The organism is Serratia sp. GW822-FHT06E05 (genome assembly GCF_058799445.1).
This window is the reverse complement of the sequence record NZ_JBXALM010000003.1, coordinates 223,902-242,063: the sequence shown is the minus strand read 5'-3', so window position 1 is coordinate 242,063 and position 18,162 is coordinate 223,902. Positions and strand designations below refer to the sequence as shown.

13 protein-coding genes, 1 tRNA gene and 1 pseudogene are annotated in these 18,162 nt (G+C 53.9%); 7 read left to right on the top strand and 8 right to left on the bottom strand.

Translation table 11 applies throughout. The features are described 5' to 3' along the window. Window positions 1-52 precede the first annotated feature (52 nt). Window positions 53-1,297, top strand: a complete 1,245-nt coding sequence (locus tag AC1RKC_RS11070) for an aromatic amino acid transport family protein (protein WP_046372578.1) — start codon at window positions 53-55, stop codon at window positions 1,295-1,297. A 70-nt stretch (window positions 1,298-1,367) separates the two neighbouring features. On the opposite strand, the gene yfcF is transcribed toward AC1RKC_RS11070, so the two are convergent. Further along, window positions 1,368-2,003 carry a glutathione transferase gene (gene yfcF / locus AC1RKC_RS11065; protein WP_020831776.1) on the bottom strand — a complete coding sequence of 212 codons (636 nt, stop codon included), beginning with the start codon at window positions 2,001-2,003 and terminating at the stop codon, window positions 1,368-1,370. Window positions 2,004-2,174: 171 nt separating this feature from the next. Here yfcF and AC1RKC_RS11060 point away from each other — a divergent pair, with 171 nt between their 5' ends. Further along, complete coding sequence (locus tag AC1RKC_RS11060; RefSeq protein ID WP_261136076.1) at window positions 2,175-2,891, top strand: HPP family protein; 717 nt, start codon at window positions 2,175-2,177, stop codon at window positions 2,889-2,891. Here AC1RKC_RS11060 and AC1RKC_RS11055 read toward each other — a convergent pair. Continuing rightward, window positions 2,892-3,017, bottom strand: a pseudogene (locus AC1RKC_RS11055) (aminoglycoside N-acetyltransferase AAC(6')-Ic); the annotation flags it as partial. 343 nt (window positions 3,018-3,360) lie between these two features. Between AC1RKC_RS11055 and AC1RKC_RS11050 the strand changes: the two are divergent. Continuing rightward, complete coding sequence (locus AC1RKC_RS11050) at window positions 3,361-6,180, top strand: DUF2339 domain-containing protein (RefSeq protein WP_493092468.1); 2,820 nt, start codon at window positions 3,361-3,363, stop codon at window positions 6,178-6,180. Beyond that, complete coding sequence (locus tag AC1RKC_RS11045; protein ID WP_261136079.1) at window positions 6,177-7,568, top strand: DUF3999 domain-containing protein; 1,392 nt, start codon at window positions 6,177-6,179, stop codon at window positions 7,566-7,568. The genes AC1RKC_RS11050 and AC1RKC_RS11045 overlap by 4 nt, the downstream gene beginning before the upstream one ends. A 191-nt stretch (window positions 7,569-7,759) precedes the next feature. Here the strand turns inward: AC1RKC_RS11045 and AC1RKC_RS11040 are convergent. Then, window positions 7,760-7,836 (bottom strand) — tRNA-Ile (locus AC1RKC_RS11040). 148 nt (window positions 7,837-7,984) lie between these two features. Between AC1RKC_RS11040 and mug the strand changes: the two genes are divergently transcribed. Together mug and AC1RKC_RS11030 are read left to right on the top strand one after the other, a co-directional pair. Beyond that, a complete protein-coding gene (gene mug / locus AC1RKC_RS11035) occupies window positions 7,985-8,473 on the top strand; it encodes a G/U mismatch-specific DNA glycosylase (protein WP_115060541.1) in 489 nt (162 codons plus the stop codon). A gap of 28 nt (window positions 8,474-8,501) precedes the next feature. Continuing rightward, entirely contained in the window at window positions 8,502-8,945 is a 444-nt protein-coding gene (locus AC1RKC_RS11030) for a nuclear transport factor 2 family protein (RefSeq protein WP_373417558.1), read from the top strand. 49 nt (window positions 8,946-8,994) lie between these two features. Here the strand turns inward: AC1RKC_RS11030 and rpoD are convergent, their stop codons facing one another. The 3 genes from rpoD to rpsU all read right to left on the bottom strand — a co-directional run bounded on the left by rpoD (window position 8,995) and on the right by rpsU (window position 13,088). Beyond that, a complete protein-coding gene (gene rpoD, locus AC1RKC_RS11025) occupies window positions 8,995-10,830 on the bottom strand; it encodes an RNA polymerase sigma factor RpoD (RefSeq protein WP_020831770.1) in 1,836 nt (611 codons plus the stop codon). Between the two features lie 157 nt (window positions 10,831-10,987). After that, entirely contained in the window at window positions 10,988-12,736 is a 1,749-nt protein-coding gene (gene dnaG, locus AC1RKC_RS11020; protein WP_046372583.1) for a DNA primase, read from the bottom strand. Window positions 12,737-12,872: 136 nt separating this feature from the next. Next, window positions 12,873-13,088, bottom strand: a complete 216-nt coding sequence (gene rpsU, locus AC1RKC_RS11015; protein ID WP_001144069.1) for a 30S ribosomal protein S21 — start codon at window positions 13,086-13,088, stop codon at window positions 12,873-12,875. A 327-nt stretch (window positions 13,089-13,415) separates the two neighbouring features. Here rpsU and tsaD point away from each other — a divergent pair, with 327 nt between their 5' ends. After that, window positions 13,416-14,429, top strand: a complete 1,014-nt coding sequence (gene tsaD, locus AC1RKC_RS11010; protein WP_020828723.1) for a tRNA (adenosine(37)-N6)-threonylcarbamoyltransferase complex transferase subunit TsaD — start codon at window positions 13,416-13,418, stop codon at window positions 14,427-14,429. A 62-nt stretch (window positions 14,430-14,491) separates the two neighbouring features. Here tsaD and AC1RKC_RS11005 read toward each other — a convergent pair whose 3' ends face one another. Both AC1RKC_RS11005 and AC1RKC_RS11000 read right to left on the bottom strand, forming a co-directional pair. After that, the gene (locus tag AC1RKC_RS11005; protein WP_046372584.1) at window positions 14,492-16,234 is read right to left on the bottom strand and encodes an ABC transporter ATP-binding protein; all 1,743 of its coding nucleotides are present in this window, start codon (window positions 16,232-16,234) and stop codon (window positions 14,492-14,494) included. Continuing rightward, the gene (locus AC1RKC_RS11000) at window positions 16,228-18,024 is read right to left on the bottom strand and encodes an ABC transporter ATP-binding protein (protein WP_046372585.1); all 1,797 of its coding nucleotides are present in this window, start codon (window positions 18,022-18,024) and stop codon (window positions 16,228-16,230) included. The genes AC1RKC_RS11005 and AC1RKC_RS11000 overlap by 7 nt, the downstream gene beginning before the upstream one ends. Window positions 18,025-18,162 lie beyond the last annotated feature (138 nt).

Here is an 18,162-nt window from a genome sequence, read left to right as displayed (position 1 = left end):
GGAAATTAACCAACCCCGGTGGCCAGCGCCGCCGGGAGCCAAAGGATGCTGCATGTCTTCTGAAAACATCTCTATTTCTCCGGCGCTTGCCGCCGGGGTGCGAACGCCTGCACCCGCCAAATCACTGAGTTTCCTCGAAGGGGTGGCGATGATTGTCGGCACCAACATTGGCGCCGGCGTGCTGTCCATCGCCTACGCCTCCAGCAAGGCCGGTTTTCTGCCGCTGTTGTTTTGGCTGGTGCTGGTGGGCAGTCTGACCACTATCACCATGCTGTACGTTGCTGAATCTACCCTGCGTACCCGTGCCCATCTGCAATTGAGCGGACTGGCGAAACGTTATGTCGGCGGTATCGGTGCCTGGCTGATGTTTGCTTCGGTTTGCGTTAACAGCATTGGGGCGTTGACCGCCTACATGAGCGGCAGCGGCAAACTGTTGCAGTCCCTGTTTGGCATTTCCCCGGCGATAGGCAGCCTGCTGTTTTTCGTGCCCGCCGCGGGGGTCTTGTACCTGGGATTAAAGGCGATTGGCCGCGGGGAGAAGTTTATCAGCATCGGCATGGTGGTCATGCTGAGTGCGCTGGTGGCGGCCACGCTGCTCAAAGACACCACCCAGATGCGCAACCTGCTGGACGGTGACTGGCGCTTTATGGTGCCGGTATTCAACGTGGTGGTGTTCTGTTTCTCTGCGCAGTATATCGTGCCGGAAATGGCGCGCGGTTTTTCGGACAAGCCGGAACAACTGCCCAAGGCGATTATGGTCGGAATGGCCGTGACCTTTGTGCTGCTGGCGGCGGTGCCGATGTCGGTGATTGCGCTCAGCGGGCTGAATAACATTTCTGACGTGGCGACCATTTCATGGGGCCAGGCGTTAGGGCAGTGGGCCTTCTTCTCCGCCAATATTTTTGCCCTGTGCGCGATGCTGACTTCTTACTGGGGCCTCGGCGGCAGCTTTCTGACCAATATTTTCGACCAGTTCAGGCTGGGCAACGACGAACAGCCACTGCGCCGTTTCGGCGTGCTGATGCTGGTGGTGCTGCCGCCGTTCGCGCTGGCCTACAGCGGGTTGGTGTCATTCGTTAACGCGCTCTATTTCGCCGGGGTTTTCAGCGGGGTGATTTTGTCGATTATGCCAATGCTGATCCTGCGTGGGGCGCGCAAGCATGGCGACCAGACACCGCGTTGGCAGTGTAACTGGATCACCCACCCGCTGTTGCAGATCAGCATCGTGTTGCTGTATCTGGCCAGTGCGGTGTATGCCATCGCGTCGCTGTTAGGCTATCTGCCCGCGGGATGGTGATTTGCCTTCCCTCAAGAAGTGATGTTATTTCTCCGTTGAGAACGGCGGCGTCGTGGCCGCCGATTTTTTATCACCCGCGCATTTTCTCTGGCAGCGCCAACCAGGCCTGCACGGAAGGACGTTGCCACTGTTTGTGAGCGTAGTGGCGAATATTTTCCGGTACCGGATCGCCATGTATCACCAGTCGATTCAGCATCAAAGCCAAATCGGTGTCGGCAATGCACCATTCCCTGAACAGATTATCCTGGCCGTGACTCAGCAGCTTTTCGACGGCGGCAATCAACTTGTTGGCGGCACCCTGCGCGGCGTTGGACAGCGGAGGAAACTTGCCGTTAATGAATACTGCTTCGGTCGGCCGCTCGGCGCGTAGCTGTAGCAGATCGCTGCGCAGCCATGCCTGAACTTCGCGGGCTTTGGCACGGTGTTTTACATCGCGTGGGTATACTGGATGGGCAGGATGGATCTCATCCAGGTACTCATCAATCGCCGAGGACTCCGAAAGCTGAAACTCACCGACCACCAGCGTTGGCACCCGGCGCGTCAATGACAGGGCCGCGTAGGCCGGCTCATGGTTTTTCCCCTGCGACAAATCGACCGGCTTTACGGTGAAGGGAATGCCTTTTTCCGTCAGGGTGATAAACGCCGACATGGCATAAGGGCTGAAAAATTCGGCGTCGGTATAGAGTTCGGCAATCGGCTGAGACATTGGGTTTTCCTCAAGGCAAAGGGAGGCGAACTTTGATAATTGACGAGGAGTGACTAAAGATCAATCTGTTAGCCGAAAGTTATTTTCGTAGTGAAAAGCGCGGCGAGCGGCGACGCCTGGCGTTGTGATATATTTGTTGCCATTAAGTTGAATTTGGCAGCACGAAGTAACATGAAAATGCCGTTGTTGGAAAGAGTGAAAGTAGGGTGCGCACGTTTGTGGCCGCACCCATTGGCGGTGGGCAAAAAAGAGATTTTGCTTTCCAGCTTCGGTGCCGGGCTGGGGCTGATGATTGCCGGCTGGATCAGCCATTTTGTTCTGGGCGAGGTAAACCTGTGGTTTATCGCCCCGATGGGCGCATCGGCCGTATTGCTGTTTGGCGTGCCGAATAGCCCGTTGGCACAGCCCTGGTCGATCGTGGGCGGCAATATGTCGGCGGCGGCAGTGGGGGTCAGCACCAGTTTGCTGATTGCCGACCCGGGGCTGGCTTGCGGGGTGGCGGCCGCACTGGCGATTGGCTTGATGTTTAAGCTGCGCTGCCTGCACCCGCCCGGTGGCGCGGTGGCGCTGACCGCTATTCTCGGTGGCCCGGGTATTCATCAACTGGGCTATAGCTTTGTGCTGTACCCGGTGCTGCTGAACTCCGTGCTATTGGCGCTGCTGGCGATCGTCTTCAATAACCTGGCCGGGCGACGCTACCCGCACCCTTTGGCGCCGACCGAGGCGAAGCCGGCTAATCTGCCGATTGACGCGGTGTCTATCACCCGCGCCGATCTGCACGAGGCGCTGATGCAGGGCGAACTGTTTGATATCGACGAGGACGATTTGCAGGAAATCCTGCTGCGTGCCGAACAGCTAGCGCATCAACGGCAGAGCGGCACCGGCTGATTAAGCCAGCGTTTTGCGATAGAACACCACGCGCTCCGTTTCGCCAAAGCCCAACGCCGCATGCCGGCGCTGGGTTTTGAGATTGGCGATGTCGGTATTGGGCGCCAGCTCACCGCCCGCTGTTTGGTTCCGATTGGCAATGAAGTTCATATCTCTATTTTTAGCATGGTATTAGCTGGGGATATTATTGAGTGAAACGGAATTGAAAGGTGAGTTTTATTCCAGTGTCTCTGTTTTTTTATCCATTACTTTATGTGAATAGTGATTTCTGCTCATCTTGGTTGTTGTATTGAATGAGAAGCGAATTGATAAAGTTTTATAGATCAAAAAATATGTACTAGCAGAGCATGAAATAATACTTAATTAAAATAAATATTGATCTACATGCCAAGAGTTTTATCGAGCCGTTGTTGCGAGTCATTTTTTGATGTAAGAGTGTTGTCACAATAGATAAGTTAAAGGCCGTGCCATGGATGGATTGGTTTTTATCGCGGGATTGGCGTTGTTATTGTGTCTGATAGTCTTGCCTATTTCGGTGGTTATATCGCTGGGACGAGGCAAGCGTAACCAATATGACATAGAGCAACTGACACTCACCGTAACTAAACTACGACAGCAGGTAGATTGCTTCACAAGCGCCAAAACTGAGCACTTACGACCGGACGGTGCACCTTTGAATCACCCTGTGTCGGCGGAGAAAACGGATTATGTTTATCCGAAGACTCCAGGTGCCATTGCTGATGTTGGTATTGCAGTACAAGAAATATCTCTTCCGACTGGTCAGGAACGTATTGAACCTGAAGCTCAGACCGCATCTTGGCTTCAGTCAAAGCCAATTCAGATCCTTGATGAGCCTGAAGCTCAGACCACAGCTTGGCTTCAGTCAAAGCCAATAGAGTCAAAACCTAAGGTTGATAACGATGAGGAGATAAAAGACCGTTTGTTCGGTGGGCTATTTACTTGGTTCATGCAGGGTAATCCGCTAGCAAAACTAGGGATCATGCTGCTGTTCTTTGGGGTGGCTTATTTGCTGAAATACACCGTTGAACGAGACATGTTACCCATAGAGTTCAGACTGATAGGGGCAGCCGCGACAAGCGGGATACTACTATGGTTTGGTTGGCGCCTACGTCTTAAACGAAACTTGTATGCGTTGATCTTGCAAGGGGGAGCCATTGGGACCCTCTATATCACCGTGTTTGGCGCATTTCGGCTTTACCAGCTTTTGCCGTATATGTTGGCGTTTGGGCTGATGTTGGTCATCTGCGCTGCTAGCGTGGGTTTAGCTGTATTACAACGCGCACCTAGCCTAGCGATACTTGCCAGTTTTGGTGGCTATCTTTCACCTCTGCTGCTTTCCACCGGTAGTGCAAATTATGTCGCGCTATTCTCTTATTATTTGTTGCTCTCACTGGGTATTTTAGCCATCAGCATTTGGCAGTCGTGGCGGCCGCTTAACCTTCTGGGTTTTATTTTCACATTTGGCATTGCCGGGGTTCGGGGTGTTAATCATTACTCTCATGAATATTATCTGGTGTGTCAACTTCTCCTAATTGCCAATATTATGATTTTTGGCGTGCTTTGCCTTGCTTTAGCCCTACGCTCAAAATTATCTGACGAAGACGAGATGGTTATTGATAGTGTGCTGTTGTTTGGCACACCGCTGATAGGTTTTGGTATTCAGTATTGGATCACTCGCCAGTGGGAGTTTGGCCCGGCATTTTCTGCGCTTGGCTTTGGTTTATTATATTTGCTTCTGGCTTGGGTTGCATTGAAACGCCATTTATCTATAGGAAAGGTGTTGGCGATTTCTTGGTTAGCGTTGGGGTGTGTGTTTACCACACTGGCTATCCCACTAGCGTTGTCAGCGCAATGGACATCAATGGCCTGGGCTTTGGAAGGGGTTGGAATTCTATGGCTCGGCCGTATGCAGCAGCAAATCCGCGTAAGCCTCAGTGGTTCCGGATTATTGGTACTGGCGTTGGCTTCTGCTGTAGTAGCTTGTCATGCCGGCGTGTCGACACTGTCCTTCACCCTGGTATTCGCTGTATTAGCCTTCACCTGGCTCGTAGTGGCATTTATTTGGCGTGAATGGGAGTCGGCAGCAGAAGTCGGATCGAGTATCAGCTGGATTTTCCTGTTCGGAGGGATCTGTCTCTGGTTAGTCTGTCTTTTGGGTTTTGTCGCACGCTTGCTCCTGGTAGCCGATCAAACTGCTCTCCTGGCATTGGTATTAGTGACGTTATCTGTGGCGGCTTGGCGTTACGCGGCGCAAAGAATGGCGTGGTTTGAATTGGGCTACAACGTCTGGCTGCTGTGGCCAGCAATGTTGGCCACGTTGTTTTTCCAAATGAGGTCTTGGGATTCATTGTTGGCATCCGGTTGGTTAAACCTTGTATGGCTGATGGCCTTGCCATTGGCGTATTGGTTGTTGAAACGAGATGCCAGTTCCTTGCGGTTACCTTATCTGGAGCAAGGTTTGCATCTTTCGCTGTTCTGGATGGTGTTGTTAGCTCTGGGTTATGAGGTATTTTGGCGTACTGCGCGTTTGCCATGGGGAATGGATGAATGGCGTTTTGGCCTGCAGGTGAGCGTTATCTCACTGATCATTTTGGCCACACATAGCGCGCTTCGCAGACAATATTGGCCGTTTGTAGCACACCGGCGACTTTATGGCGGTATTGCCCTTGCCCCACTAATCATATTAACCCTCTTGTTCTTATTTATAGGCAACATGTCTGATGGTGTTAGTGCCGATTGGCTGTATTTACCTTTGTTAAATCCATTAGAGGAAGGAGCTGGTTTCGCGTTTTTGGCAATGGTTACCCAAGGGATGTTTGTCCGTACGGAATTCCCCGAATACCGTTCCAGAATGAGGCTTGCACTGTTGCTATTTATCGTTGCCGTTTTGTTTTGGTGGGGCAATGGCATCCTGCTTCGGATATTGGCTTTTTACGCAAAAATTGCCTGGCGGGGGGATGCACTCTGGGCTTCTCACCTGGTTCAGACATCGTTCTCGTTAATCTGGATGCTAGCTGCGTTGATTACTATGCTGTGGTCAACTCGCCATCAACGGCGTGAGGTGTGGTTCAGTGGGGCCGGTTTGTTAGGTGTTGTTATCCTTAAACTGATCTTTGTGGACAGTGCGCAACACGGGGGATTGGCTCGTGCGGTTTCGTTTATCGGTGTAGCGATACTGGTTTTGATCGTGGGATATTTTTCTCCACTTCCCCCAAAAACGAAGAACAAGAAGGGATTCAATATGGATAGTGAGCGAGGGAATGTATGAATATAAAAATAACTAGCCGGTTATTTTGTGTTTTTTTTTGCCTGGCCGGGACGGCACAGGCTCAACAGAGCCCGATTAGCGAAAAAACTCAAGATTTCGCATATGGTTTGCCGTTAACGACCGAAAGTCGGGATCCGTTTTTCCGAATTGAACTGCCAGAGGCGGTTTATACCGAAACGGTGTGGCCGGATATGCGTGACGTTCGGGTGTTCAATAGCCAGGGGCAATCAGTAGCGTTTGCGCTGACAGCGAATACGATTACTCAGAGTGACAGTCAGACTTACTCTCTTAGGCTGTTTCCGATGAAGAGTAAAAAGACGACTCTGCTGGAGCAAGAGGTAATTTCGTTAAAATCGGCCGGGGGGGTAGAAATTATATTGCCGATTGATAGCGACCAACAAATGGGTAACGCCTATTTGTTGGAGGTGCCTCAGTACGATGGTAGCAGTCCATCCCTTACCCAGTTAAAGCTGACCTGGGAGCGTCAGCCTGAAAATTGGCAGTCACGTGTGAGTATTATGTACAGCCATGATTTAAATGAATGGATGAGTGGTGTTGATGATGCGCCTTTGATGGATTTAGTATCCAGTACCGATCGGCTGTTGCTGAATACTATTGATCTTGATAATGGCAGGTATTATTCCCAAATTCGTTACTTATTATTGGTGTTCAACGATGATCAAATGGCTCCGGGCCTGAAAATCCTTTCCGCGGAGGGGATTGCTGCTTCTCATCGAACGGATCAACAAAGGATCACCTTGCCGTTCAGCTCGAAAGCCATTTCGACGAGCGAAGCTGAATATACCTGGTCAAATCCTCAACCGCTTAACAATATCAGCGTGCGGCCTACACAAAGCAATACTGTATTACCACTTGAGATTGAATACCGTAGTAAAGCGAATGACCGTTGGCAGCCTTTAGTTAAGCGGGTCGTTTACTCAGTGAATGATCGCACTGCTGAAGCGATCCCACTGAAGGATTTGTTGGTGCAAGGCATCCGCTTGAAGGGGATCAACCAACAATGGAATGATCATATGCCAGAGGTTGTAGCGGAACGAGACAGAAAAACGATAGTGTTCAATGCTCAAGGAACGCCTCCTTTCCTGCTGGCGTGGGGAAATAAAGCGGCTCAGCATCAGGCTATCTCGTTAGATGAGCTGATCCCTGCTGCATTACGAAAATCAGTGTCTGTTAACGACCTGCCATTGGTGGGGTTTCAATCCAGGGTCATTCTGGGGGGAAACGAGCGTTTGAATGCGATGGATGCCAGTGAGGTTATCAGCGTGTGGAAAAAAGGCCTGCTTTGGTTACTGTTAGTGTTTGGGGCCGGGGCGCTGCTGTTGCTCGCCTTGCAGGTGTGGAAAGAGGTACGGCATACCCCTGAGTAAGGAGATGGTTCGCCCATTTTTAAATGGCGAATTTCAATGTTAATTAACCTCCAGAGAGTGACGTGGAACGAGCGTTACTCTCTGGCGATTTATCTGGCGCAAGTCTGAAGCCTATTTCGCCGATTATTTTTTTCTGAAACCACAAAACAAAAAAGGACTTAGTCAGTTTCCTGTCTAAGCCCTTCTGAATTTGGTGGCCCCTACTGGACTTGAACCAGTGACCAAGCGATTATGAGTCGCGTGCTCTAACCAACTGAGCTAAGGGGCCAAGCGGCGAGATTATACGGCAATCCTTCGACGCAGGTCTACAGTTAACCATCCGTATGTTGCTTTTATGCGCAGTTCTAGCCTGTTGTAATTACTGGCGGATTTTGCGATAACCGCTGTAAATCCCCTTTAATGGACTCCCGAACCCTATGGAACTCTTGGCGCCAAACCTGCGGGTGGTGTTTTGCGGCATCAACCCCGGCCTCTCCTCCGCCCACCAAGGCTACCCTTTTGCCAACGGCAGCAACCGCTTCTGGAAGGTGGTGCATCAGGCCGGCTTTACCGAACGTCAACTGGCGCCCGAACAGTGGCAACAGCTGCAGGATACCGGCTGCGGCATCACCGCGCTGGTGGCACGGCCAACGGTCGCGGCCAGCGAAGTGACGCGTGACGAATTGCTCAGCGGCGGCGAGGCGTTAAAAGAAAAAATCTTGCGCTATCAGCCGCGCGCATTGGCTGTTTTGGGCAAGCAGGCATTCAGCAGCGCCTTTGGGGTGAAAAATGCGGCCTGGGGCCGTCAAGAGATGACGATCGGCAAAACTGAGGTTTGGGTATTGCCGAACCCCAGCGGATTGAATCGTGCCACGCTGGAGCAGCTTACAGAGAGTTATCGCGAGCTGTTTCTGGCATTGAAATAATCTGAGAGGGAGTTGCAGGATGAAAGCGATGATTAAAGCCGGATTGGTCGCTCTGCTGTTGGCGAGCGGCGTTGCCCATGCGGGCAACAGCGCGCAGGAACTGAAGAACAAAAGTAACGTGCTGGAGTTTTATCAGCAAGGGCTAAATAACAAGGATTTTGCCGCGGCACGGCCCTTTCTGGGTGACGAGTACAAACAGCACAATCCCAATGCGCAGGATGGGGTGGAAGGGTTCCGCAAGTTTGTCGAGCTGCTCAAAGCGCGTTACCCCGATTCTCACAGCGAAATCAAACAGGCATTTGTCGACGGCAACTATGTGATTTTGCACGTAGAGACTAGCGGACGAGAAAAGGGCAAGACGGCCGCGATTATCGATATTTTCCGGCTTGATAACGAAGGCAAAATCGTGGAGCACTGGGACGTGACCCAACCGGTGCCGGAGAAAACCGCCAGTGGCAACAGCATGTTTTAGGCAATAAAAAACCCCGGCGAGCCGGGGTTTTTTTGCTAACAGCTGAACCTTAGTCGTCCAGGAAGCTGCGCAGCACTTCGGAACGGCTTGGGTGGCGCAGTTTACGCAGTGCTTTGGCTTCGATCTGACGAATACGCTCACGGGTAACGTCGAACTGTTTGCCCACTTCTTCCAGCGTATGGTCAGTGTTCATGTCGATGCCGAAACGCATACGCAGCACTTTCGCTTCACGGGCGGTGAGGCCCGCCAATACGTCGTGCGTTGCGGAGCGCAGGCTTTCCGAGGTGGCAGAATCCAGCGGCAGCTCGAGGGTGGTATCCTCGATGAAATCGCCCAGATGTGAATCTTCATCATCACCGATCGGCGTTTCCATGGAGATCGGCTCTTTGGCGATCTTCAGCACTTTGCGGATTTTGTCTTCCGGCATCAGCATGCGTTCAGCCAGCTCTTCCGGCGTCGGTTCGCGGCCCATCTCTTGCAGCATCTGGCGCGAAATACGGTTGAGCTTGTTGATGGTCTCAATCATATGCACCGGAATACGGATGGTACGCGCCTGGTCGGCGATAGAACGGGTGATAGCCTGACGGATCCACCAGGTGGCGTAGGTCGAGAACTTATAACCACGACGGTATTCAAACTTGTCTACCGCTTTCATCAGACCGATGTTGCCTTCCTGGATCAGATCCAGGAACTGCAGGCCGCGGTTGGTGTATTTCTTGGCGATAGAAATAACCAGACGCAAGTTCGCTTCAACCATCTCTTTCTTCGCACGGCGGGCTTTCGCTTCACCGATAGACATGCGGCGGTTGATGTCCTTCACCTGCTCGATGGTCAAGCCGGTCTCTTCTTCGATCTGACGCAGTTTCTGCAGGCTGCGTTGCACGTCTTCGGCGACGTCTTTCAGCTTCTCTGACCATGGCTTGGCCATTGCCAGCGCCGCTTCGAACCAGGTGGTGCTGGTTTCGTTGCCGGCGAACAGAGTGACGAAGTTTTTCTTCGGCATTTTGCACTGTTCAACGCACAGCTTCATGATGATACGTTCTTGAGTACGAACGCGGTCCATCATGGTACGCATGCTGTTGACCAGGAAGTCGAACTGTTTTGGCACCAAGCGGAACTGCTTGAACACTTCAGACAGCTTCAGAATTTCTTCTGCTGCGCTGGCGTGGCTGCGGCCGTTCTTTTTGATGACGACACGAGTCGCTTCGTACTGATCGCGCAGGTCGGCGAATTTCTGACGGGCCAGCTCAGGATCGATGCTGTTGTCGTCTTCTTCTTCGTCTTCATCTTCTTCTTCGTCGTCGTCGTTCTGCTCTTCGGTAGACAGCTCAGAACCCACGTGGGTAGCGGTAGGGGCGATGTCCTCTTCCGCATTAGGATCGACGAAGCCGGTGATCAGATCGGACAGGCGAGCTTCGCCCGCTTCGACGCGATCGTATTGTTCCAGCAAATAGGTAATGGCTTCCGGGTACTCGGCAACCGAGCACTGCACCTGGTTGATGCCGTCTTCAATACGCTTGGCGATGTCGATTTCGCCTTCGCGCGTCAGCAGTTCAACGGTCCCCATTTCGCGCATGTACATGCGCACCGGGTCGGTGGTACGGCCGATTTCAGACTCAACGCTGGACAATACCTGAGCGGCAGCTTCTTCCGCATCTTCGTCCGTGCTGTTTGAGTTTTCAGCAAGCAATAGGTCGTCGGCGTCCGGTGCTTCTTCCAGAACCTGGATGCCCATGTCGTTAATCATCTGGATGATGTCTTCGATCTGGTCGGAGTCGACGATATCTTCCGGCAGATGGTCATTGACCTCAGCATAGGTCAGATAGCCTTGCTCCTTACCACGGGTGACAAGTAGCTTTAGCTGTGACTGCGGGTTTTGCTCCATAAGACGGTATCCACACTTCAGAGTATTTGGGTTGGTGTCGGTCGGCGAAACCGCCAACAATAGCATTTGGGGCGTTTTTGTTGTTGCCGCGGCCCACTGTGGCGGCATATTGCAGGGCTCTGCCCTCGCATTTATCGGCACTTAAGCCGTTTGGTATTCAGTTTTTCTTCGCCAGCACCTGATTCAAAGAACGGACTTCTTCACGTTCTTCCGGGCTGAGGCCATGGGTTCTGGCCTGTGCGATCAATGTCTCCAGCCGCTGTTCCAGTACCGAGTCGTACAGGCTGGCTAAAGTATCCAAAAAAGTCTGTTCAACCATATCCTCAACGATCATATGGTTCCATGTTGCCAAGGTTTCAAGCTGTTGGCTCAATTTGTTGTCGCGATACTGCTCCAACAGCTGGCCGGTTGTCAGCCCTGGCTGAGCCAGACAGGTCTGCACCAGCTCGACAAACAGCGGCAAACCCGCCTGTTTGGTCTGCTCCAATCCCTCAAGCGAAGGGATAAGTGTAGCCAGTTGCGGATTTTGTACCAGTAACCCTATCAGTATACGCATGGTTGTGCGTTTTAGCTGGGGCGCCTGATAAGTATTCGCATTTTCGGCTTGCTTGGGCATCAGCTTGTCCAACTGGCTGTCGTCCAGCAAACCCAGCTTGCTGCCGAGCTGTTGGCGCAGGTACAAGCGCAACGTTTCGCCCGGCACCTGAGTGATCAGCGGCAGTGCCAGCGTGCTCAGCTTGGCGCGGCCGTCCGGGCTGCTCAGGTCTACCTGCGGCATCAGGGTTTCGAACAGGAAAGTGGAAAGCGGCTGCGCCTGCTCCATTCGCTGTTCGAAGGCCTCTTTGCCTTCTTTGCGTACCAATGTGTCCGGGTCTTCGCCGTCGGGCAAAAACATAAACCGCAGTTGACGCCCGTCATTGAGATAGGGCAACGCGGTTTCCAGTGCACGCCATGCCGCTTCGCGACCGGCTCTGTCACCGTCATAGCAACAGACAACGTTGTCGGTGGCGCGGAACAGCAGCTGAATATGTTCGGCCGTTGTCGAGGTGCCAAGCGAGGCGACGGCATAATCGATGCCGTATTGCGCCAGCGCCACCACGTCCATATAGCCTTCCACTACCAGCAATCGCTGCGGGGTAGGGTGGCTCTGTTGCGCTTCATACAGGCCGTACAGCTGACGACCCTTGTGGAAAACTTCGGTTTCCGGTGAGTTCAGGTATTTCGGCATGCCGTCACCCAATACGCGTCCGCCAAAGGCGATCACTCGCCCGCGTTTGTCGCGGATAGGGAACATTACGCGCTCACGGAAACGATCGTACGAGCGTCCTTGATCGTTAGTCACCAGCATGCCTGCATCGTTCAATGCCAGGCGTGACTCGGCGTCACGACCAAAACGCTTTAATGCGTTATCCCAACCGGCAGGTGCAAAACCGATGGCGAAATGACGGATAACGTCGTCACTCAGCCCGCGCTGTTGCAGATAATTGCGCGCCGGCGTGCCGGAGGACTGATGCAGTGACTGTTGATAGAACGCGCTGAGCTGTTCCATCAGTTGATACAGGCTTTGACGCTGATGGCGTTCGATTTGCGTCGGTCCGGAACCCGCCTCGTAAGGCACTTCCAGTCCGTGCATGGTGGCCAGCTCTTCGATGGTTTCGACAAACTCGAGCCTGTCGTAATTCATCAGAAAGTCGACGGCGTTACCGTGCGCACCACAACCAAAGCAGTGGTAAAACTGCTTTTCGCCATTAACCGTAAATGAAGGCGTTTTTTCGTGGTGGAACGGACAGCACGCGTGATAGTTCTTGCCCTGCTTCTTGAGCTTTACCCGGGCATCGATCAGATCGACGATGTCGGTGCGAGCCAGCAAGTCATTGATAAATACGCGCGGAATTCGTCCAGCCATAAGCCCTTACTTTACTAGCCTATAAACGAGAACAAGCCGCGCATTCCTTTCGGAAAGCACGGCCTTCGTATGCAACTACTCGGTCTGCGCGATTTTTAAAATCAGAAATTCACGCGGCGGGGTTGCCCCCGAAGAATTAATACAGACGAGTGCGGCGTGCGTTTTCGCGAGCCAGTTTCTTCGCGTGACGTTTCACAGCAGAAGCTTTAGCGCGCTTACGTTCGGTAGTCGGTTTTTCATAGAACTCACGACGACGAACTTCAGCCAGAACGCCCGCTTTTTCGCAAGAGCGTTTGAAACGACGCAGAGCAACGTCAAATGGCTCGTTTTCACGTACTTTAATTACAGGCATGTGCCTCTCACCTCAATAAAATTCGGTTTGCTGCTGGCCAAGCGCCAGCAATTTCAAAATGGTGCGGAATTTTACTTCAACGGATGCTGCTTTGTAAAGCACCACAGCAAATTGAAACCTGCGGCCACCCTGGTAAAACATGCGCAATTTTGCATCGGGCGCTGATTATAGACTAATCAGAAAAAAATGCTCGTTTTTAATCAAATCGGCATTTGTGGCTGTAATCATCAACATAGCCCAATAATGGTGACAAGCGTGCGCCACGCTGGCGGTAAACAGGCTCGATTGTGCTAAACTGGCGGCCGCACGTGAATGATGGGAAATGTAATGCGAGTACTGGGCATAGAAACCTCCTGCGATGAAACCGGAATTGCAGTGTATGACGATCAGGCCGGTTTATTAGCCAACCAATTGTACAGCCAGGTGAAGCTGCATGCCGACTACGGCGGCGTGGTGCCGGAGCTGGCCTCCCGCGATCACGTGCGCAAAACCGTGCCGTTGATTCAGGCGGCATTGAAGGAAGCGAACCTGACCGCGGCGGATATCGACGGCGTTGCCTACACCGCCGGGCCGGGCCTGGTGGGGGCGCTGCTGGTCGGAGCCACCATTGGCCGCGCACTGGCGTTTGCCTGGAATGTGCCGGCGGTGCCGGTGCATCATATGGAAGGCCACCTGCTGGCGCCGATGCTGGAAGATAACCCGCCGGCGTTCCCGTTTGTCGCGCTGCTGGTGTCTGGCGGGCATACGCAGCTGATCAGCGTGACCGGTATCGGCGAATATGAACTGCTGGGCGAATCGGTCGACGATGCGGCCGGGGAAGCTTTCGACAAAACCGCCAAGCTGCTTGGGCTGGACTACCCTGGCGGGCCGATGCTGTCGAAGATGGCGCAACAGGGCACGGCGGGGCGTTTCACCTTCCCACGCCCGATGACCGACCGGCCAGGGCTGGATTTCAGCTTCTCCGGGCTGAAGACCTTTGCCGCCAATACCATTCGCTCCAACGGCAATGACGATCAGACGCGTGCTGACATAGCCCGGGCGTTTGAAGATGCAGTGGTGGATACGCTGGCGATCAAATGCAAACGCGCGCTGGAACAAACCGGCTTTAAGCGCCTGGTGATGGCCGGTGGCGTCAGCGCCAACCGTACGCTGCGAACCAAGCTGGCAGAAATGATGCATAAGCGCGGCGGTGAAGTGTTTTACGCCCGACCGGAGTTCTGCACCGATAACGGCGCGATGATCGCTTACGCAGGCATGGTGCGGCTGAAAAGCGGCGCTAATCCGGAGCTGAGCGTTTCGGTACGGCCGCGCTGGCCATTGGCTGAGCTGCCTGCCGTCTAATTGGCCTGGACATTGCCATAGCCAAACAAAAGGCTCCCAGTGGGAGCCTTTTCAGTTTTCAGTCAGGCAATACGCCAACCTTTGGTTCTGTGCCGCTGAGTCAGGAAATGCGCGTAGCGTCCCCCCAGGGCTTCAAGCTGGGCATGGGTGCCGCGTTCAGCAATTTCGCCGTCTTGCAGTACCAGAATTTGATCGGCCATCGCTACCGTCGACAGCTGGTGCGCAATGACAATCAACGTCTTCTTGCCGCGCAGCCGTGCCAGGGTGTCGGCAATGATCGCTTGATTCTCGGGATCCAGTGCCGCAGTCGCTTCATCAACCAGCAGAACAGGGGCGTCTTTAATCAGCGCGCGGGCGATAGAAATACGCTGGCGCTCGCCGCCGGAAAGCCGTGCGCCGCCTTCCCCTACCGGGGTATCCAGCCCCTGGGGCAGCCGTTCGATGATTTCCGCCGCACCGGCCTGTTCGATGGCCATCAATACTTCCTCATCGCTGGCCGTCGGCTTACCCAGACGGATGTTTTCGCCAATGCTGCCTTGGAACAGGTAGGTATTTTGGAAAATCTGGCTGATCTGATCCGTCAATTGTTCGTTAGAGATCTGGCGTACGTCGGCTCCGCCAATCATCACTACCCCGCCGGTGACGTCAAAGAAACGCGCAATCAAACGAACCAGGCTGGTTTTACCCGAGCCGGATGCGCCAACCAGTGCGGTCATGGTGCCGGGTTCAACCTTAAAGCTGACCCCGCGCAGTACGGCAGCCTGTTCTGGCGAATAGCTGAACGAAACATCGCGCAGCTCCAGCGAGCCGTCATGTGGCCGTTGCGCCTGTTGAGGTTCGGGCAAGGGGGTAATGGCTAAAATTTCGCTGACGGCATTTAACTGGCCGCGGGCGTTTCGCAGGGCTTCGCCATAACTGGCAACGTCCAGCAACGGGTCGATAAAGCGGCTAACCAGCATCAGGGCGATCACCGTCCCCACGGCGCTACCGATAGCCGGCAGGTTCCCCTGATAATGGCTCAGCAGCGTGGCTCCGGTGACCAAGAGGGTGGCAAACACCAGTTGCACTACCCAGGAGTTGAGCACCACAGAGGCCGTGGAGATATAAATAAGCCGCTTGCCTGACTGATACTGCCGATCGATGGCCTGTTCGAGGAAACGGGTCCCGCCGCCTTCGCCATTGAAGGCGCGCAGTACGGACTGTGCCTGAGCAAACTCCACCATACGTTGGCTGGTGTGGGCGGATGCCTGATGGAAGGCTTCGTCAGCCTGGGTACCGAGCCGCGCTGAGAGCAGGAAAATACCGGCAATCAGGGGGAGGGCCGCCAGCGCCAGCAGCCCCATTTGCCACTGCAGGGTGCAGAGCGCTATCACCAGCACCAGCGGCGTGACGACACCGCTGACGATCGGTGTAAAAAGGTGCGCCGGGAGTTGCGCCACATCCATCATCCCCTGAGAAACCACATGACTGAGTCGCGCCGTATTATCAGGAGTGAACCAGCCGATAGGCAAGGTAGCCACATGGTCGCCAATGCGTTGACGGGCGGTCAGTAACAGCGATGAACCTACGTTCATGCCGGCGAAATCGACGCGCCTGCGCAACAGCCAGCTCAAAAGTACGCCGGCGAAAAGCGCTATCAGCCAACCGGCAGCCGTGTAGACTTCACCTTGCAGTAGATAGCCGACAATAGGCACCAAGGTGGTGACTGTCAGGCCGCAACACACACCGTAAAGCGCGGCCATGCCGATATAACGACGGAATATGGGAGCATCGTTGCCGAGCAACTGCATAAATGTTTTTAACATGGTTGATCCGCCTGTTTCGTCATGTTTTCGTAACCCCCCGCAGCCCAGAGGCGAGCATAGCGGCCTTGGCCGGCCAACAACTCGGCATGGTTGCCTTGTTCGCGGATTGTGCCGTCCTCAAGCACAACGATATGATCGGCGTGCATGATGGTGTCTAACCGATGGGCAATCACCAGTAACGTACGATTTTTGGCAAAGTTGGAAAGGGCTTCCTGAATCAGGTATTCGTTCTCCGCATCAGCGGCGGCGGTGGCTTCATCCAGTACCAAAATCGGTGGGTTCAACAGTACGGCGCGCGCAATGCTTACGCGCTGCTGTTCACCCCCGGAGAGTTTTGCATCCTCCCCGACTACCGAGTCGTAGCCCCGTGGCAAGCTCAGGATATGATCGTGAATATTGGCAGCCCTGGCGGCGGCTTCGATTTCTTGCATGCTGGCATTGGGGCGACCCAACGCAATATTTTCTCGCAGGCTGGCGTGGATCAGCTTCACTTCCTGCAACACGAAACCAATGTGTTGATAAAGCTGGGTCGAGCTCATTTCGCGCAGATCGACGCCGCCAAGCGTGATGCGCCCATGCGTCGGATCGAAGAAGCGCAACAGCAAGCGCGCCAGAGTGGATTTGCCCGCACCGGATGGGCCGACGATGGCGGTTACGCTGCCGGGTTTCAGGCTGAGGTTGATGTCTGCCAGCACGTGACTGTCACTATTGTAGGAATAACCGGTTTGTTCGAAACGGATCTCCGCGTCTTTCAGCATTGGCTGCACTTCCGGCTGCGTGAGGATCGGCGTGTCCAGCAGCGATTGTATGCGTTCCGCTGCCCCTGTGGCATTACGCAGGCCGTGGGTAATAAAGCCCATTAGCAGCAGCGGGGCGGAAATACCCGGTGCGACCAGGGCGAACGGCAAGACGTTAAGCGGTTCAAGCCAGCCCAATGCCACAAACAAGGTACCGAAAACCAACACCACCCCCAATACGGTCACCGGAGCAACGATGGCATTCGCCAGCGCGATGGTCTTGATCACCGGGCTCATGGTACGGGTGAATACCTGGGTAAAGGAGGCGATCGCTTTACGGTAGCTGCTGTGCGCTTTGCCGCCGCCGCTGAAGGTCTTGATCACCGGGATGCCGTTAACGAATTCGGCTACGGCATTATTGATACGGCCTAACCCCTTAACAAACTCGCCCATATGGGGCGCTCCGGCTTTCTGAGCCTTGCCGAAAATGAAGAAGAACAGGAAGAAAGGAATGATCGAGACGATCGCCATCCGCCAGTCCATGACGAACATGTAGATAACCGAGATCAGCATCGCGCCGATTGTGCGTCCCAGGGTGGTGAAAAAGTGGGCGGTGAGATCGTGCAGAGTGCCAATATCGTCCTGCATCGCCTGTTTCACTTCGCCTGAGGCACGGTCGCTAAACCACCCCAAGGGCACCTGTGCCAGACGCCGGGCCGCCGTAATGCGCAGGCCATGGGTAATGCGGTTATCGGCCAGGTGTGCGAGCACTTCGGCCAGGGTGACAATGATTAAGCCGACAAACAAGCTGACCAGGCAGACGACGACGCTGTCGCCAATCCCACCCGCCGCCAGCAACGGAGTAGCGGCTCCTGTTTGTTCCTGATGACCCAAAACAATGACGGCAATATGGGCAATGCCCGCCAACGGCACCAGCGTGAATATTGTGCCGATAGCTGCCAGTACCCCGGCGACAATAAGGCTCCCACGTATAGGCCGCAGCAGTCGCCCGATAGGACCAGGCTTACCGGCCCCCGTTTGATGACTACTCATAATAACTCCCCTGAGGAATATCAATAAGGATTCTTGGCCAAGATTGGCCAAGAAATAGAGTGGCGAAAATTAAACGCCATAATTAAAGCACGACATGTAGCTCAATATAATTTCGGAAGAATAGGGCTGTAATATTTG

Bases quoted from the DNA above. Each gene is read 5' to 3' on its own strand.
- AC1RKC_RS11070 (WP_046372578.1), top strand. From the start codon at position 53: ATGTCTTCTGAAAACATCTCTATTTCTCCGGCGCTTGCCGCCGGGGTG.
- yfcF (WP_020831776.1), bottom strand. From the start codon at position 2,003: ATGTCTCAGCCGATTGCCGAACTCTATACCGACGCCGAATTTTTCAGC.
- AC1RKC_RS11060 (WP_261136076.1), top strand. From the start codon at position 2,175: ATGAAAATGCCGTTGTTGGAAAGAGTGAAAGTAGGGTGCGCACGTTTG.
- AC1RKC_RS11050 (WP_493092468.1), top strand. From the start codon at position 3,361: ATGGATGGATTGGTTTTTATCGCGGGATTGGCGTTGTTATTGTGTCTG.
- AC1RKC_RS11045 (WP_261136079.1), top strand. From the start codon at position 6,177: ATGAATATAAAAATAACTAGCCGGTTATTTTGTGTTTTTTTTTGCCTG.
- mug (WP_115060541.1), top strand. From the start codon at position 7,985: ATGGAACTCTTGGCGCCAAACCTGCGGGTGGTGTTTTGCGGCATCAAC.
- AC1RKC_RS11030 (WP_373417558.1), top strand. From the start codon at position 8,502: ATGATTAAAGCCGGATTGGTCGCTCTGCTGTTGGCGAGCGGCGTTGCC.
- rpoD (WP_020831770.1), bottom strand. From the start codon at position 10,830: ATGGAGCAAAACCCGCAGTCACAGCTAAAGCTACTTGTCACCCGTGGT.
- dnaG (WP_046372583.1), bottom strand. From the start codon at position 12,736: ATGGCTGGACGAATTCCGCGCGTATTTATCAATGACTTGCTGGCTCGC.
- rpsU (WP_001144069.1), bottom strand. From the start codon at position 13,088: ATGCCTGTAATTAAAGTACGTGAAAACGAGCCATTTGACGTTGCTCTG.
- tsaD (WP_020828723.1), top strand. From the start codon at position 13,416: ATGCGAGTACTGGGCATAGAAACCTCCTGCGATGAAACCGGAATTGCA.
- AC1RKC_RS11005 (WP_046372584.1), bottom strand. From the start codon at position 16,234: ATGTTAAAAACATTTATGCAGTTGCTCGGCAACGATGCTCCCATATTC.
- AC1RKC_RS11000 (WP_046372585.1), bottom strand. From the start codon at position 18,024: ATGAGTAGTCATCAAACGGGGGCCGGTAAGCCTGGTCCTATCGGGCGA.